A 15,450-nucleotide genomic window follows, 5' to 3' on the forward strand; every position below is an offset into this window, starting at 1 on the left:
ACCGCTACCGGGCTTGGTTGGACTGTCCGTCATCCCGGGCCCGGCGGGCTGCCCGGTTGAGGATACCGGCGAGTTTGTCCGCCGATGCCTGGGAACCGGCGCTGAGCGCTACCCTGCCTCCGTTGAGTTTCCTGACGACGACGGCGGGTCCACTGCTGACCAGCATTGCGGTGGCGTCATCATGGCGCCGCCAGCCCCATCCACCATAGTCAGCGGCTTTGACCTCTGCCGGAGCTGCTGCGGCGATTTCGACGGCGGGGACGGTCAGGACACGCAGGATGCCGCCGGCAAAGACCTGCAGGCCTCCCCTGTCGGCGCGCACGCGGGCAAAGAGGAATCCCGCACCGACCAAGGCTGCCACTGCCACCAAGGCACCGAGCCAAGGGACAACAACCGCGATCAGGGCAGCGGGGAACACGGCGGAGACAATGATCATGATGAAAACCGAACTCCGGGCGTGGACCCATAAACGAAGCGTGTCCTGGGCCAGATCCGGATCTTCCAGGAGCGTCAGCTCCTGCTGGAGGGCAACGTCGTCCTCGCGGGTCCAGCGTGGGTCAGGTTTGAAGGCGAACATCATCACCACACCGAGCGCAACCGCCGCGCCGCTGCCCATGGCCAGCACGATCGGGTCCACATGGGACTCGCGTGCCTCGGACAACCCGGACTGCCCCACCAGCCCGGCCGCGACCACAGTGGTGATGAAAAGGCTCACTGTCAGGCCAAGGCCCATCATGACGCGACGCATGACAACGGGCCGGGTAATCGAAACCGCCTGCAGGAAGACCGCCCAACCGCAGAAGGCGATGAGGGCTGCGCCGCCGGCAACATAGGCGCCGAAGGGCGCGAACGAAGTGCCGCCGTCGGCGTTCCACATGACGGCCACCGGATTGGGAAGGTCATTCCGGAGCATTTGGGCGCACACCACGAAGCCGGCCGAGAGGAGCAACGGAAAGGCAATCGCGAACCTCAAGGCGCGGAAATCGACAGTGTCCCGGAACGATCCCATAAGCCAACGCTACTCCGCGGGACGACACTGTGGTGTACCGTCCTTGCCTTCCAGCCATGGAGTGAAAGAATGACTTCACACCATCGTCCGGCCGCGATTGGCCGGGACACCCCAGAAACTTCCGGAGGCACCACTTGCCAGGCCTGAACCTCACGCGCGACGAAGCCGCGATCCGCGCCCAACTGCTCACTGTCGAGTCGTACAACGTCACCTTGGACCTGACCACGGGCCCGGAGGTCTTCGGTTCAACCACCGAGGTCAAGTTCTCCGCAACGCCGGGATCCTCAACTTTCATCGACGCGATCACAGCCAAGGTGCACAGCGTGACCTTGAACGGGACGGAACTGGACCCTGCGGAGGTCTCGGACGGAGTACGCATCCAGCTCCCGGACCTTGCTGCCCGGAACGAACTCGTAGTTGTGGCGGACGCTCCGTACATGAACACGGGCGAAGGACTCCACCGCTTCGTTGACCCCGTGGACGGCGAGGTCTACCTCTACACCCAGTTCGAAGTTCCGGACTCCCGGCGTATGTTCGCCGTCTTTGAGCAGCCCGACCTCAAAGCAAGCTTCACCTTTACCGTTACCGCGCCCTCGCATTGGGATGTCATCTCCAACTCCCCCACCCCGGTACCCCTTGAGGCACCCGCCGGTGAAGACGGCCGCGGCCGGTCGGTGTGGAAATTCGCTCCTACCCCCCGGCTGTCCTCCTACGTCACCGCATTGATCGCCGGGCCCTACGAGTCGGTCCGGTCCGAGGTCACCAGCTCAGACGGGCGCGTCATCCCGCTGGGAGTCTTTGCCCGCAAGTCCCTCATGCAGTACCTGGACGCGGAGAACATCTTCACCCTGACACGTCAAGGATTTGAGTTCTTCGAAGCCCAATTCGGCTGCCCGTACCCGTTTGAAAAGTACGATCAGTTGTTCGTTCCGGAGTTCAACGCCGGTGCCATGGAAAACGCCGGTGCCGTGACCATCCTTGAGGGCTACGTGTTCCGCGGAAAGGTCACCGGAGCCCAGATCGAACGCCGTGCCATCACGGTCCTGCACGAGCTCGCACACATGTGGTTCGGGGATCTGGTGACAATGCGCTGGTGGAACGATCTCTGGCTCAATGAATCCTTTGCCGAATACATGTCCCACCTTGCCGCTGTGGAGAACACCGAATTTGACCGCGCGTGGACCACTTTCGCATCCGTGGAAAAGTCCTGGGCCTACAAACAGGACCAACTGCCCACCACCCACCCGATCTTTGCCGCGATCAACAACCTCGAAGACGTGGAAGTGAACTTCGATGGCATCACCTATGCCAAGGGCGCTTCGGTGCTCAGGCAATTGGTGGCATGGGTGGGTCCGGAGCAGTTCATGGCCGGAGTCCGCACCTATTTCGCCAAGCACGCCTGGAAGAACACCGAACTCTCCGACCTCATGGTGGAGCTTGAAGCCGCCAGCGGACGCGATCTGGACGTGTGGGGCAAACTTTGGCTCGAGACGGCCGGCGTCAATACCCTCGCTCCGGAGTTGAGCGTTGATGCTGAGGGAACCATCACCGGTTTTTCGATCCTGCAGACCGCGATCGAGGAACAGCCCACCCTTCGTCCGCACCGGCTCGCAGTTGGCTTCTACTCGCTCTCCGGTGAAGGAAAGCTGGAACGTACGCACCGTGAGGAGCTCGACGTCGATGGCCCGCGCACGGAGGTCCCTGCCTTGGTGGGCAAGGCACGTCCTGACCTGATCCTGCTCAATGATGACGACCTCGCCTACGCAAAGGTCCGCCTGGATCCGCACTCCCTGGCCACGGCAAAGGCACACCTGAAGGACTTCGCAGCCAGCCTGCCACGCACGCTGGTGTGGGGTTCAGCCTGGGATGCAGCCCGGGACGGCGAAACCCCAGCACGCGGCTACGTGGACCTGGTCCTTGCCAACATTGCCCACGAAACGGATTCCTCGGTCATCCTGGTCCAGCTTCGCCAACTCGCCACCACGTTGACCTACTACGTCGCCGCCGAACACAAGGCCGCGGCCACCACGGCAGCGGCTGACAGGCTCTGGGAGCTCGCATCCTCAGTGGAGGCAGGCTCGGACGCCCAGCTCCAATTCGCCAAGTCCTTCACCCAGCTCGCCCGCAGCGGCGGACAGTTGGACCGCATCCAGGCCCTGCTGGACGGAACCGAAACGCTGGAAGGTCTCACAGTGGACCAGGACATGCGGTGGGAGCTGCTGACCGCACTGGTGGCCGGCGGACGCCAGGGCCAGGAACGGATCGACGCCGAACTCGACCGGGACAACACCTCCAACGGCCAGAATGCCGCCGCCCAGGCGAAAGCTGCGATCCCCACCGCGGAAGCCAAGGCGGCTGCGTGGGAGGCAATTGTGGTGACCGGAGAACTCTCCAATGCCCTGCAGGCGTCCGCGGTGGCCGGGTTCATGCGCGTCCCGGACACTTCCCTCCTGGAGCCCTACGCCGAAAAGTACTTTGACGCCGTGCCGGCAATCGTGAAAGAGCGTACGCATGCCCTGGCGCAGCAGATCGTGGTGGGGCTCTACCCTGCCCAGCTCACCACCCAGGACACGGTGGACCGCACGGACAGGTTCCTGGCGGCTTTGCCCGAGGACAGCGCCGCCCTTCGCCGGATGATGCTGGAGAACCGCGACGGCGTGGCGCGCGCACTCCGGGCACGGGCAGCTGACGTTTAGGCAGGGATCCTGTGGGGCCCGTGCGGACAATGAATGCCATCTGGCTAGACTGTCCGCATGGGCCTGAACGAACACCACTATGCGTTGACCGTCCGCTGGACCGGAAACCTCGGCGAGGGCACGGCCGGTTACCGGAGCTATTCACGGGACCATGAGATCGAGATTCCGGGCCTGCCCAGTTTGCAGGGGTCTGCTGATCCCACCTTCCACGGTGACAGGTCGCGTTACAACCCCGAGCAATTGCTTCTGGCAGCCCTTTCGCAATGCCACATGCTCTCCTTCCTCCATGTCGCCGTCAAACACGGTGTGGTGGTTACCGCTTATGAGGACGCAGCGGAGGGCCTGATGAAACTCAACAAAGACGGCAGCGGCCAATTCGAGAGCGTAACGCTGAAACCCCGTGTCGCTGTTGCCGATCCCGCACACGCCGACGTGATGGAGCAGTTGCATCACGAGGCCAACCAGGTCTGCTTCATCGCCCGCAGCGTCAACTTCCCCGTACTGCACGAACCAAGCACGACGACGGCCGCCGCCTAGCGCTGCCGGGCCCGCCATAGTGCCACGAGCCGTTGTTCGGCATCGCGGCTGAGGCCGGCTTTGCGTTCCCTGTTCAGCCCCTTGCGCCTTTCATCCTCGAGGGTCGCTGCCAGGGTTTCCTGCCATGGCCGCAGCACCATTCCCCGCTCACGGGCAGCACGGTTTGTCCGGGACTGGAACCCTTCATGGTCCGCCGGCAGCCACAGGGGAAGTGAATCCGGACCTGCCCAGTATTCGATCCCCTGCTCCACGAGCCACTGTTCGTCGACGGGCACAACGTCGACGGGCACAACGTCGACGGGCACAACATTGTCCACGGCGTCACCGACTGCGCCGGCTGCCGCCCGCTGCGACTCCGCGAGGTAGTCCTCGAACCGGACCACATCTCCCAATGCGTTGAAAGTCCCCACCAGGCCTTCCACTGCCGATTGCAGGATCCACGCCGCCAGATCCCGGACATCGATGATCTGCGTGGAGTCGTCCGGAATGTTCGGGACCAGCACCGGGTGGTTGTTTGCCGCGAAGCGGGCAGGCCAATAACCGTATCTGTCAGTACCGTCCCCCGGGCCGCTGATGAGTCCGGCCCGCACGATGTGTGCTTTCTCCCCCACCCTGGCCAGCGTCAGCTGCTCGATCGCGGATTTGGATTCGCCGTAGGTCTCCGGGGTGCCGGCGATTCCGGCGGGCAGCGGCTCCAGAAGCTGCGCGCCCTCATCGGCGCCGGGCACCGAATGGTCGGCATAGACGGAGCAACTGGAGACAAACGTCCAGTGCCCGGCAGCAGGGCCCAGGGCATCCAGTGCCTCTCCTGCCTGCACTGGTTCCCTCGATACCTCCACCACTGCGTCCCACCGGCCGCCGAGCCCTGCATAGGCCGCCGCACCCATGGCGCGGTCGCCCCTGACCCAGGTGGCGCCGTCGGGCGGGTGCGCTGAGGAACCACGGGCAAAGCAGGTGACGTCGTGCCCGGCAGCAAGAGCCTGCCGGGCGATTTCTGCGGACAGGAAGGCAGTACCGCCCAGGACCAGGATGCGCATACCGTCACGCTACGGCGCTAGGGTTGTAGGTGGACAGAGTGTTCCGCGCCCGGCGAACACGGGCCGACGACAAGGAGAAATTCACCCTTGACCTCCATCCCCCTGGCAGAAATTGTCACTTTGGAACCCGAAAAGATCGATCTCGTTTCCATCCTCATCACCTTGGGCGTTGGCCTGGGCGTCTGGATCGTTGCGCGGTTCGTTATTCTGCGCATCACCCGGCGGGTATCGGCCGGAAGTTCCTTCTTCAAGAAACCGCATTTCAAATGGGTGCAACCGGCCATCCGGGCCCTTGACCATGAGCGGCGCTCGCAACGCGCTGAAACCATCGGCACACTGTTGACGAGCCTTGTGAGCGTCGTTGTGGTGGTCATCGTCATCATCTATGTCCTCAAATACATGAACGTGGACGTGGCACCACTGCTCACCAGCGTTGGCATCCTGGGTGTCGCCATCGGCTTCGGCGCCCAGCAATTGATCCGCGATTTCCTCGCGGGAATCTTCATCACTATCGAAGACCAGTACGGAATCGGCGATGTCATCGTCACCAGCGAAGTGGTTGGTACCGTTGAGTCGGTGGGCCTGCGCATCACCCGGGTCCGTGCCGAAGACGGAGCCATCTGGTATCTGCGCAACGGCGAAATCCTCCGCGTGGGCAACCGCTCCCAAGGGGACTACGTACCGCTGGATACCCCGGACGCCACCGATCAACCCGGCGCATCAGCCGCCCCTGTCACAGCAGGCGCGCCGCGCGTCGCCAAAGCCGAGGAGAAGTCCAATGAGTAATACCCCGGACGGGCAAGCCCCGGCGCCGCAGGCAGGTCCTCGTCGCCAGCTGATGCAGAACGACCCCTTCAGCCAGCCTGCTTACACGGACAGCTTCTACGCTGCAGTGGGCGGTCACGAGACTTTCGTGAAGCTGATCGACGTCTTTTACGACGGAGTTGCCACGGATCCCCTGCTGCGGCCCATGTACCCCGAGGAAGACCTGGGCCCGGCCAAACGCCGTTTCCTGATGTTCCTGGAGCAGTATTGGGGCGGTCCCACCACCTACGGCGAAGAACGGGGCCACCCGAGGTTGCGCATGCGCCACATGCCCTTCCAGGTAACCCCTGAAGCCAAGGACCGCTGGCTGTTCCACATGCGGACGGCGGTGGACTCACTGGAGCTCTCCCCGCTGCATGAGGGCACTTTGTGGGACTACATGGAACGGGCTGCCCTGACCATGGTCAACAGTCCTTCGTCCGGCGCCTGAGTCCTAGAAGCCGATTCCCAGGCCCGCGCCGGTGCGGACCAGCACATGGCCGCGGGGGCCGCTCAGGCGGAACCAGCGGCCGTTCCGGAAGACCTTCTGCTGTGCGTCGCCCAAAAATCCGAGGCCGAAAGCTGCGAAGGCTGCACCTGCGGGGAGGCCTCCACCTCCGGGAAGCTCGCGGCCCCACACCGCTGCCCTGGCACTGTTGACCACTGCGGCACCTGCCAAAGCCGGAATAACGCCGGCCACCTCGGCAATGCCCGCCTCAGCCGCTGACTTGAGGTCGGCGTCGAGCATTGATCCTTGGGCTTCCCAACCTGAGCGGGGCGCGCCAACGCCGGCCCAGGACTCCGAAACGGTCGACAGCGGGATGGGGAGTTCGACGTCATCGGCACTTGCGCGCGCCAACCGGTCCATGACCGAAGAAAGCGTCACCGTGACATCGGCGTGGGCATCCTCAGCCAGGGCCATGGTCCGCAGGCCGAGGATCGTCGGGGTGGACTCCCCCAGGATGCGAGGGCGAAGGACGCACACGTAGGCGGCCAGAACACTGCCCGCGGCCTGGAGGCGGATGGCTCCGTCGTCGATGCTCTTGGCGCGCGTCACGAAGGTTTTCAAGTCAGCGAGGTCGCGGGGATCGGCGAAGCGGAAGGACTGGGTCAAGACGTCTGTCACATCATCGACTCTACCGGCATGTCCCCGGTTGAGAGGGGTCGGGGCGGCGTCTAAAGTCGAACCATGACTGAGACGAACGCTGGCCTTGAAGTTCAAGCACCCGCAGAAGACCCCATGGATGTGCTGATCGGCCTGCTGGACCTTGGTGATTTTGACGGTGCCCGGACCAATGAGGATATCTTCCTTGGCCCATCCCAGAAGCAGCCCCGGCACCGGGTTTTTGGGGGCCAGGTTTTGGCGCAGTCGATGATGGCCGGCATGCGCACCGTGGAACCGGACAGGGTGGCGCACTCCATGCACGGCTACTTCCTGCGTCCCGGTGATGCCAACAAACCGATCACCTTCGGAGTGGAACGTCTGCGGGACGGGCGTTCCTTCTCTGCCCGGCGCGTTCACGCCTACCAGGACGGCGTGCCCATCCTGTCCATGATTGCCTCCTTCCAGGTTGAAGACACCGGACTGGACCATCAAGCCACCATGCCCGAGGGCATCCCGGACCCTGAATCACTGCCCAGCACCGCGGAACTGCTCTCGCACTTCGACCACCCCATGGCGCGGCATATGTCATCCGAGCGCCCCTTCGACGTCCGTCACATTGATCCGGCACTGTACGTATCCGCTCCCACCGAGCACGTAGCCCGCAACGCCGTGTGGATGAAAACCATGGGTCCCCTGCCCGATGACCCCAACCTTCACCGGGCAGCGTTGGCCTACGCCAGCGACTACACGCTGCTCGAGCCCATCCTCCGCGCCCACGGCCTTGCATGGATGACGCCCGGAATGAGCGTCGCCAGCCTCGACCACGCCATGTGGTGGCACCGTCCCGTGCGGGTGGACGAATGGATGCTCTACGTCCAGGAATCACCCAGCGCCCAAGGTGCACGCGGGCTGGCCACGGGCCGCATCTTCAACCGCGACGGCCTGCATGTTGCCACTGTCGCCCAGGAAGGCATGGTCCGCATCCCCTAGGCTTTCGGGCTCCGGCGTTCTGCCGGGAGTCCACGCCGGGGCGTTAAACCGGAAAGGCCGGCCCCTGAGGGGCCGGCCTTTCTACGTATGTGCCTTCACGACGGGATTCTAGTCGCGGGTCAGGCGGCGGTGCGTGACGCGGTGCGGCTTGGCGGCATCGGGGCCGAGTCGCTCCACTTTGTTTTCCTCATAAGAGTCGAAGTTACCCTCGAACCAGTACCACCTGGACGGGTTCTCCTCGTCGCCTTCGTAGGCCAGGATATGGGTAGCTACCCTGTCCAGGAACCAACGGTCGTGCGATACCACTACAGCGCAGCCCGGGAATTCGAGAAGGGCGTTCTCAAGGCTGCTCAGGGTTTCGACGTCGAGGTCGTTTGTAGGTTCGTCAAGCAGCAGCAGGTTGCCACCCTGTTTGAGGGTCAGCGCCAGGTTCAAGCGGTTACGCTCACCACCGGAAAGGACACCGGCCTTCTTCTGCTGGTCCGGTCCCTTGAAACCAAAGGCCGAAACGTAGGCGCGCGAGGGCATTTCCACCTGGCCTACCTGGATGTAATCCAGGCCTTCCGAAACAACTTCCCAGAGGGACTTGTTGGGATCGATGCCGCCACGGGACTGGTCGACGTAGGAGATCTTCACGGACTCGCCGATCTTGAGCTCGCCGTCGTCCAACGGCTCCATGCCGACGATGGTCTTGAAGAGCGTGGACTTGCCAACACCGTTGGGCCCAATAACGCCCACGATGCCGTTGCGGGGCAAGGAGAACGACAGGTCCTCGATCAGGACGCGATCATCAAAGCCCTTCTTCAGGTTCTTGGCTTCGATCACCAAGGAACCCAAGCGCGGTCCCGGCGGAATCTGGATCTCTTCGAAGTCCAGCTTGCGCGTGCGCTCGGCTTCGGCAGCCATTTCCTCGTAGCGGGCCAGACGGGCCTTGGACTTGGTCTGGCGCCCCTTGGCGTTGGAGCGCACCCACTCAAGTTCCTCGGTCAGGCGCTTGGACAGCTTGGCGTCCTTCTTGCCCTGGACCTCCAGGCGGGCCTTCTTCTTCTCCAGGTACGTGGAGTAGTTGCCCTCATACGGGTACAGGTGGCCGCGGTCAACTTCAGCGATCCACTCAGCTACGTGATCAAGGAAGTAGCGATCGTGGGTCACGGCGAGGACAGCACCGGGGTACTGGGAAAGGTGCTGTTCCAGCCACAGCACGCTCTCGGCGTCCAAGTGGTTGGTGGGCTCATCGAGGAGCAACAGGTCAGGCTTCTGGAGAAGGAGCTTGCACAGAGCAACGCGGCGGCGCTCACCACCGGACAGGACAGTGACATCGGCATCGGCCGGAGGGCAACGCAAAGCGTCCATGGCCTGTTCGAGCTGGGAGTCAATGTCCCAGGCGTCAGCGGCGTCAATGGCTTCCTGAAGCTTGCCCATTTCATCCAGCAGCGTCTCGTAATCCGCGTCCGGGTTGGCCATTTCCTCGGAGATCTCATTGAAACGCTGGATCTTGCCGTAGATCTCGCCTACACCTTCCTGGACGTTGCCCAGGACAGTCTTTTCCTCGTTCAGCGGCGGCTCCTGCAGGAGGATACCCACGGTGTAGCCGGGGCTCAGGCGGGCCTCGCCGTTTGACGGGGTGTCCAGTCCGGCCATGATCTTCAGGATGGTGGACTTGCCAGCACCGTTCGGTCCGACGACGCCAATCTTCGCGCCAGGGTAGAACGACATGCTGACATCGTCCAGAATAAGTTTGTCGCCAACGGCTTTGCGAGCCTTGGTCATCGTGTAAATGAATTCCGCCATGCCCTTAAATCTAATGGCTAGGCCTGCTTAACTCACATTCGTGCCCCGCGGCGTCGCTAGCGGGCGTCTCCCACGAAGCATTTGCCGGTAGCCAGGACGGGCAGGACCGACACTACGACTCCGCCGTCACGGATCTGCCCCATGACGCAGCTCTTGCCTGTTAAGGCCGCAGCCTCCATCGCATCCACGTCCAGGCCAGTGGGCGTACGGCTGACAGAGACTTCTACATTGGCCTTCGGGATCCCGGCGGAGACCAACGCCGCACGCAGAGCTTCCTGGTCCGGTTTGGGGTTGGCGGCCACGAGGCTTTTCAGCGTGGTTTCCATTGTTGTGGTCGTTGCGGCAACGGCCGGGTCGACGGGCGCTGTGCCCTGCACGGAAGCGGAAGGTGCCGGATTGGTTCCCGCCTGTGCGGGGGACGGCGGAGTTGCCGAGCAGCCGGTCATCGCCACCATTGCGGCTACTGCCAGCGACAACGCCGATCCGCGGATTCTTCCGGCCCTTGCTGACTTGCCGTCCGACGGCGTCGTTCCCCTGCTTATCACTTAGCCATTGTGCCATTCACGTGGCGCGATGACCGGCGTAGCGTTCAGATGAAGAGGATTTAGTTGTCCCGATTGCGGAATAGAGAACACCACCATGAGTGAGCAAACCCCTGATGCCGTTGCATCAACCACCATCGACGCCGCGCCTGAAAAAGTCTGGGAGGCACTTACCGACCCCTCCCTCATCAAGGAGTACTTCCTGGGAACCAACGTCACAACATCCTGGCGGGTGGGAGAGCCGATTACGTACTCGGGCGAGTACAACGGCACCGCGTATGAGGACAAAGGCATAGTCCTTGCCTTCGATCCCCCTAAGCTGCTGAAGACCACGCACTACAGTCCCGCTTCGGGGCTTCCTGACGTTCCCGCGAACCATCACACCGTGGAATATGACGTTGCCGGCGCCGATGGCCGAACAACCGTGACCATCACGCAGGGCAACAATTCCAGCGCCGAAGAAGTTGCACAGTCCACCAAGACATGGACGCTGGTACTGGGGAACCTCAAGGAGTTCCTGGAGGCGAAGCAATAAAGAGAGCATCCCCCTGGAATCGTGTCCAGGGGGATGCGGTGGTGCCCCAGGAGGGAATCGAACCCCCGACCGGCGGATTAGAAGGCCGCTGCTCTATCCCCTGAGCTACTGGGGCGCACTGGCATCCCACCGCTGTGGGCGGCGGGCGCCACAAAGAGTTTACAGTGCGATCGCGGTATGGCCAGCCACGTCCGCACCGTTGTCGTCCCGCCCTCCACAGGGGCATCTTCGCCCGGGGTTATGCACATAGGCGAACGGGGCACTGCTTTGGACGACCTTGCTGGACGAAGCTGAAGGAGCCGGACAGGCACTTCCTACATCCAGAAGGACCATCAATGAATGACATGATCACCGTTCGGGGTTTCGTGGCCTCGGAGGTTAAGAGTTCCACTACTACCCGGGGCACGGCAACAGCATCCTTCCGTTTGGGAACCACCGAACGACGATATGACCGGGCGAACAACACTTGGGTTGATGGCAATACCAATTGGTACACCGTGCAATCGTTCCGGTTCCTCGCCGGGCATGTGGGGTGCAGCATCAAAAAGGGACAGCGCGTTTTGGTCGCGGGAAGGCTGCGGTTGAGGCAATGGGAACATGAAGGCCGCGTCTACCATGTGGCAGAGATCGATGCCGAGTCCGTGGGGCACGACCTCATGTGGGGCTCTGCCAACTTCACCCGCATGAGCGGCACCTCGGCCCCAGCGGACTCCACCGCTGCAGACTCCGCTGCGGCCGGCATTTCGCCATCGGACCAGGCCTTGGCCGACCCGGCATCGGTCAGCGCCGGGAGCAGCAGCGAGTGGGAGGCAGAGGACGCTGAACAAGCTCCCCCGGAGGACGAGTCGGTGCCGGCAGGGATGGACGATCCCGAGGGAACAGGCCCTTTGATGGTGAACACCACGACAGGAGAGCTGGTGGGCGCAGGCGTTTGAACGAACTGTTCCGGAGCAAGGGCGAACCATCCGGTGCTGGGGCCGGTGGTTCGCCCTTTGCCGGGGACACTCATCCGGGCCGCTGTCAGGGCGGTCAGTTGTTGCATGGCTGCACCGTGAAATCGCCACAGTGGTGTATCCGATTTACGGCAGTGTCAGGATCAATGGACCGTCAGCGGTGATGGCAACCGTATGCTCGCTGTGGGCCGCCCTCTGTCCGTTCGCCGATCGCAGGGTCCACTCGTCTTCATCGTGGTAGTAATCGTCCTTTCCACCCAGAATCAGCATGGGCTCGATGGCAATAACCAGCCCTTCCTCGAGCTTCATGCCCCGCCCCGGCCTTCCAATGTTGGGCACCGGTGGTTCTGCGTGCATGGTCCGGCCGATACCGTGTCCGCCGTGATCGGCCAGCAGCCCGTACCCTGCCCGTTTGGCTTCACCACCAATGGCGTAGGCGAGGTCACCCATTTTGTTGCCCACACGGGCGGCTTCCACACCCCTTGCAAGGGCGGCTTCGGTTGCATCAATGAGCTGCTGATCCAAGGGATTACCCTCCCCCACTATGAAGCTGACGGCTGCGTCTCCGCACCACCCGTCGAGAAAGGCGCCGCAGTCAACACTCAGGAGATCGCCGTCTTCAAGCACGTAGCCGTTCGGGATCCCGTGGACTACGGCGTCATTGGCACTGGCACAGATCACGCCGGGGAATGGGACGGCAGCCCACCGGGGGTGATAGTCGAGGAATGCCGGCCTGGCCCCGGCGTCGGACATCACTGCCGCCGCGACGTCGTCGAGTTCCTTGAGGGAGACGCCCACTGCAGCGTGCTCCTTGACCGCTGACAGCGCGTTGGCCACCACGCGGCCGGCCTCGCGCATCAGCTCTATCTGCTCGGGCGTCTTCAGCATTGACATCCAAGGTCCTCCGTTGCTGGGCATCCTTCAGGGGGTTTGCGCGGCCGACTGCTCCACCCTGCCCACTTTACGGCCCCACGGCAAGGCCTTGGCGGTGCCCAAGCGTTGTCCGGAAGAGGAGCGATGCCCCACCGGTCCTACAGTTGACGCATGACCAAGGAACTGGTGGAATCAATCCGCTCCTCGCTCCGCGACGCGGGTGACGCTGAACGGGCCGTTGGCGCCCAGGCCTACATGAAGTCGGAGATGCCCTCGCTCGGTGTCAGGGTCCCGGAGGTGCGAAGCGTCGTCAAAGCCGCAGCAAAGGAATTTCCTCTCTCAACCCCACCAGAACTGCGGGGTGCAGTCCTGCAGTTGTGGCGCGAAGCGAAGGCACGGGAGGAACGGTATGCAGCCATTGACCTGACGGGCCTGAAGCTGGTGAAAGAGGACCTGGAGATGCTGCCGGTCTACGAGGAAATCATCCGGACGGGAGCCTGGTGGGACCTCGTCGATGGAGTGGCGCACCGGATCTGCGCGCTGTTGCTTGCCCATAGGCCAATCATGACGCCCCTGCTCCTCGGCTGGGCCAGGGATCGGGATATGTGGATCCGCCGTGCCGCAATAACTGCCCAGTTGGGGGCAAAGACCAGGACCGATCACGCCCTGCTGGCCGCAGTTATCAACCACAACATGGACGACAAGGAATTCTTCATCCGCAAGGCCATCGGTTGGGCGCTGCGCGAATACAGCAAGTCAGATCCTGAATGGGTACGGGCGTTCGCTGCGGACAACGCAACATCGCTGAGCCCATTGTCCCTGCGCGAGGGTACCCGGCTTCTGTCGTCCCGCTGATTCCGCGCAGCAACGTCAACCCGGCTCAGATGATGGGACGGAGGCCTGGTTCATCCTGCTTGCGGAACAAGCTCTTGGTTTTCGGGTCAACGAAGATCAAGTACACGGCGAAGAGCAAGGCAATGATGGCGGCCGCGTTCCGGGCCAACGTCAGGGCGAGGCCGAGGTCTTCACTCTGGAGGTACGGGAAGACATCCAACTGGTCCGAAATGGCGTAGACCATAAAGAACGACACCACGAAGTAGACGGCTTTGACCTGCCAGTCATTGCGGATACCGGTAACTGCGAACAGCGGAATCAACCACACCACGTACCAGGACTGGATCATCGGCGCCAGAATCACAATGGCGGCAAATGCCAAAGTGAGCCGGCGCATGAGGCGGTCGTAGTCACCACGGAAGACCTGCCAGGCGATAGCGCCCACCATCAAGATCTTGCCGGCATCGTAGACCCATTTGGCCATGCCCCAGCCGTCCAGCCCGAAGACGTTGAAGATCGAAGCCACCACCAGTCCGATCAGGCCGATGGGGGCGTACCAGATCCAGACACTGCCGGGGGCTGACAGGCCGTTGATCCAACCGAATCCGAATCCATTGACCATGCTCATGGCATACAACAGTCCGAAGCTCAGCCCGGCAGTCAAGAACCAGAAAAGGAACTTACGTGGCCAGGATGCCCCCTTGCCTGCCCACAAGAGCCCAATGAACGGAAGGAACACCACCGTAATCGGCTTCACGGAGATGGAGAGGGTCACCAGCACCAACCCCAGGATCACACGGCGTGTTGCGCAGTAGTACAGGCCCGCGAGAGCCAGGCCGATCATGAGCGCGTCATTGTGGACGCTGGCTATGAAGTTGGTCAGGAAGAGCGGGTTTGCGGCCGTCAACCACAGCGCCCTGTGCGGGTTTACTCCATGGAGCTCCGCAAGCTTGGGCACATAAATGATGCAGAGAACGATGCCCACCAGGGCAACCAGCCGGAAGAGCATGATGCTTGCTTCGGGTTGGACATTGGTCACCCAGACCACGAACTGCTCGATCCACAGGAACAACTGCCCGTAGGGCACAGGCGCTTCTGTCCACATCTTGTCCGCGCCCAATTGGAAGTAATTGGGCAGCGCGGAAATCCCATTCTCGTAGGGATTGATGCCTTCGACCATCAGGCGGCCTTGGCCGATGTACGCGTACACATCCCTGCTGAAGAGGGGAACTGTGAACATCATGGGCAAACCCCACGCAGCCACGGCCTGGAGCGTTGCTTTCCTGGCTTCCAGTCCCCACACCCGGACGCGCTGGCCGAGTCGAAGCCAAGCCCGGACGAGCAGCATTCCACCCACAGCCAGCAGGACAATTGAGAGGGCGACGCCCACGCCTTCAGTACGCATCCAGATGAAGAGCGGCAACCGCCGGAGTTCCGAAACCGGAGCTAACCAGCCCACACCCAGGGACCCGAAAACCATGAACATGGAGCCGATGAAACCGGCGATCAGTGGCGACCGGGCATTATCAACCTCGGCAGCAGCATTCGCCGTCGGCGCTGCTGTCCCTGCCTTCTGGGCGGCGGGTACTGGCACCGTCATGTGGTCGTCATCCAATCGTTCACCCGGTATATCCGGGAGAAATTCAGCGTCTTTGGGGCTTTCAGCGACAGGAAGAAAAAGACACTGCCGCGCTCAAAAATCGTACCATCAGAGCATTCCGAAGCGCCTGAAGGATAGGCTGGG

General features: G+C 62.6%; 16 protein-coding genes and 1 tRNA gene. 9 read left to right on the forward strand and 8 right to left on the reverse strand.

Going from position 1 to position 15,450, the window contains the following annotated elements; genetic code table 11:
* Positions 1–4: 4 nt before the first annotated feature.
* Positions 5–1,009: a hypothetical protein gene (locus BLQ01_RS20085; RefSeq protein WP_091553936.1), complete on the reverse strand. Its 1,005-nt coding sequence runs from the start codon at positions 1,007–1,009 to the stop codon at positions 5–7.
* 134 nt (positions 1,010–1,143) lie between these two features.
* Between BLQ01_RS20085 and pepN the strand changes: the two genes are divergently transcribed.
* Positions 1,144–3,705 carry an aminopeptidase N gene (gene pepN / locus BLQ01_RS20090; protein ID WP_091553938.1) on the forward strand — a complete coding sequence of 854 codons (2,562 nt, stop codon included), beginning with the start codon at positions 1,144–1,146 and terminating at the stop codon, positions 3,703–3,705.
* 57 nt (positions 3,706–3,762) lie between these two features.
* The gene (locus BLQ01_RS20095; protein ID WP_026542384.1) at positions 3,763–4,242 is read left to right on the forward strand and encodes an OsmC family protein; all 480 of its coding nucleotides are present in this window, start codon (positions 3,763–3,765) and stop codon (positions 4,240–4,242) included.
* On the opposite strand, the gene BLQ01_RS20100 is transcribed toward BLQ01_RS20095, so the two are convergent.
* On the reverse strand, positions 4,239–5,279 hold the full coding sequence (locus BLQ01_RS20100; RefSeq protein ID WP_091553939.1) for a Rossmann-fold NAD(P)-binding domain-containing protein: 1,041 nt from the start codon (positions 5,277–5,279) through the stop codon (positions 4,239–4,241). The genes BLQ01_RS20095 and BLQ01_RS20100 overlap by 4 nt on opposite strands.
* An 87-nt stretch (positions 5,280–5,366) precedes the next feature.
* Here BLQ01_RS20100 and BLQ01_RS20105 point away from each other — a divergent pair, with 87 nt between their 5' ends.
* Both BLQ01_RS20105 and BLQ01_RS20110 read left to right on the forward strand, forming a co-directional pair.
* A complete protein-coding gene (locus BLQ01_RS20105) occupies positions 5,367–6,065 on the forward strand; it encodes a mechanosensitive ion channel family protein (protein WP_026542382.1) in 699 nt (232 codons plus the stop codon).
* Positions 6,058–6,534 carry a globin gene (locus BLQ01_RS20110; RefSeq protein WP_026542381.1) on the forward strand — a complete coding sequence of 159 codons (477 nt, stop codon included), beginning with the start codon at positions 6,058–6,060 and terminating at the stop codon, positions 6,532–6,534. The genes BLQ01_RS20105 and BLQ01_RS20110 overlap by 8 nt, the downstream gene beginning before the upstream one ends.
* 3 nt (positions 6,535–6,537) lie before the next feature.
* Here the strand turns inward: BLQ01_RS20110 and BLQ01_RS20115 are convergent, their stop codons facing one another.
* Entirely contained in the window at positions 6,538–7,209 is a 672-nt protein-coding gene (locus tag BLQ01_RS20115) for a DUF8185 domain-containing protein (protein WP_091553942.1), read from the reverse strand.
* A gap of 63 nt (positions 7,210–7,272) precedes the next feature.
* Between BLQ01_RS20115 and BLQ01_RS20120 the strand changes: the two genes are divergently transcribed.
* On the forward strand, positions 7,273–8,178 hold the full coding sequence (locus BLQ01_RS20120; RefSeq protein ID WP_026542379.1) for an acyl-CoA thioesterase: 906 nt from the start codon (positions 7,273–7,275) through the stop codon (positions 8,176–8,178).
* A 108-nt stretch (positions 8,179–8,286) separates the two neighbouring features.
* Here the strand turns inward: BLQ01_RS20120 and ettA are convergent, their stop codons facing one another.
* Both ettA and BLQ01_RS20130 read right to left on the reverse strand, forming a co-directional pair.
* Positions 8,287–9,969, reverse strand: coding sequence for an energy-dependent translational throttle protein EttA (gene ettA, locus BLQ01_RS20125; RefSeq protein ID WP_026542378.1), 1,683 nt, complete (start codon positions 9,967–9,969; stop codon positions 8,287–8,289).
* A 56-nt stretch (positions 9,970–10,025) separates the two neighbouring features.
* Complete coding sequence (locus BLQ01_RS20130; RefSeq protein WP_026542377.1) at positions 10,026–10,295, reverse strand: DUF6993 domain-containing protein; 270 nt, start codon at positions 10,293–10,295, stop codon at positions 10,026–10,028.
* Here BLQ01_RS20130 and BLQ01_RS20135 point away from each other — a divergent pair.
* Positions 10,285–10,518 (forward strand): hypothetical protein, encoded by a 234-nt coding sequence (locus tag BLQ01_RS20135; RefSeq protein ID WP_139183522.1) that lies wholly within the window; start codon positions 10,285–10,287, stop codon positions 10,516–10,518. The two genes, BLQ01_RS20130 and BLQ01_RS20135, sit on opposite strands and share 11 nt — an antisense overlap.
* A 90-nt stretch (positions 10,519–10,608) precedes the next feature.
* Complete coding sequence (locus tag BLQ01_RS20140) at positions 10,609–11,046, forward strand: SRPBCC family protein (protein WP_091553949.1); 438 nt, start codon at positions 10,609–10,611, stop codon at positions 11,044–11,046.
* A gap of 39 nt (positions 11,047–11,085) precedes the next feature.
* On the opposite strand, the gene BLQ01_RS20145 is transcribed toward BLQ01_RS20140, so the two are convergent.
* A tRNA-Arg gene (locus tag BLQ01_RS20145) sits at positions 11,086–11,161 on the reverse strand.
* Between the two features lie 220 nt (positions 11,162–11,381).
* On the opposite strand from BLQ01_RS20145, the gene BLQ01_RS20150 reads away from it, so the two are divergent.
* Positions 11,382–11,981 (forward strand): single-stranded DNA-binding protein, encoded by a 600-nt coding sequence (locus tag BLQ01_RS20150; protein WP_091553951.1) that lies wholly within the window; start codon positions 11,382–11,384, stop codon positions 11,979–11,981.
* Positions 11,982–12,125: 144 nt separating this feature from the next.
* Here BLQ01_RS20150 and map read toward each other — a convergent pair whose 3' ends face one another.
* Positions 12,126–12,893 carry a type I methionyl aminopeptidase gene (gene map, locus BLQ01_RS20155; protein WP_091553953.1) on the reverse strand — a complete coding sequence of 256 codons (768 nt, stop codon included), beginning with the start codon at positions 12,891–12,893 and terminating at the stop codon, positions 12,126–12,128.
* Between the two features lie 150 nt (positions 12,894–13,043).
* Here map and BLQ01_RS20160 point away from each other — a divergent pair, with 150 nt between their 5' ends.
* Positions 13,044–13,727 carry a DNA alkylation repair protein gene (locus BLQ01_RS20160; protein ID WP_091553956.1) on the forward strand — a complete coding sequence of 228 codons (684 nt, stop codon included), beginning with the start codon at positions 13,044–13,046 and terminating at the stop codon, positions 13,725–13,727.
* Between the two features lie 25 nt (positions 13,728–13,752).
* On the opposite strand, the gene mptB is transcribed toward BLQ01_RS20160, so the two are convergent.
* Complete coding sequence (mptB, locus tag BLQ01_RS20165) at positions 13,753–15,306, reverse strand: polyprenol phosphomannose-dependent alpha 1,6 mannosyltransferase MptB (protein WP_026542372.1); 1,554 nt, start codon at positions 15,304–15,306, stop codon at positions 13,753–13,755.
* Between the last annotated feature and the right edge of the window lie 144 nt (positions 15,307–15,450).

The organism is Arthrobacter sp. UNCCL28, from assembly GCF_900102805.1.
Lineage (GTDB): Bacteria > Actinomycetota > Actinomycetes > Actinomycetales > Micrococcaceae > Arthrobacter > Arthrobacter nicotinovorans_A.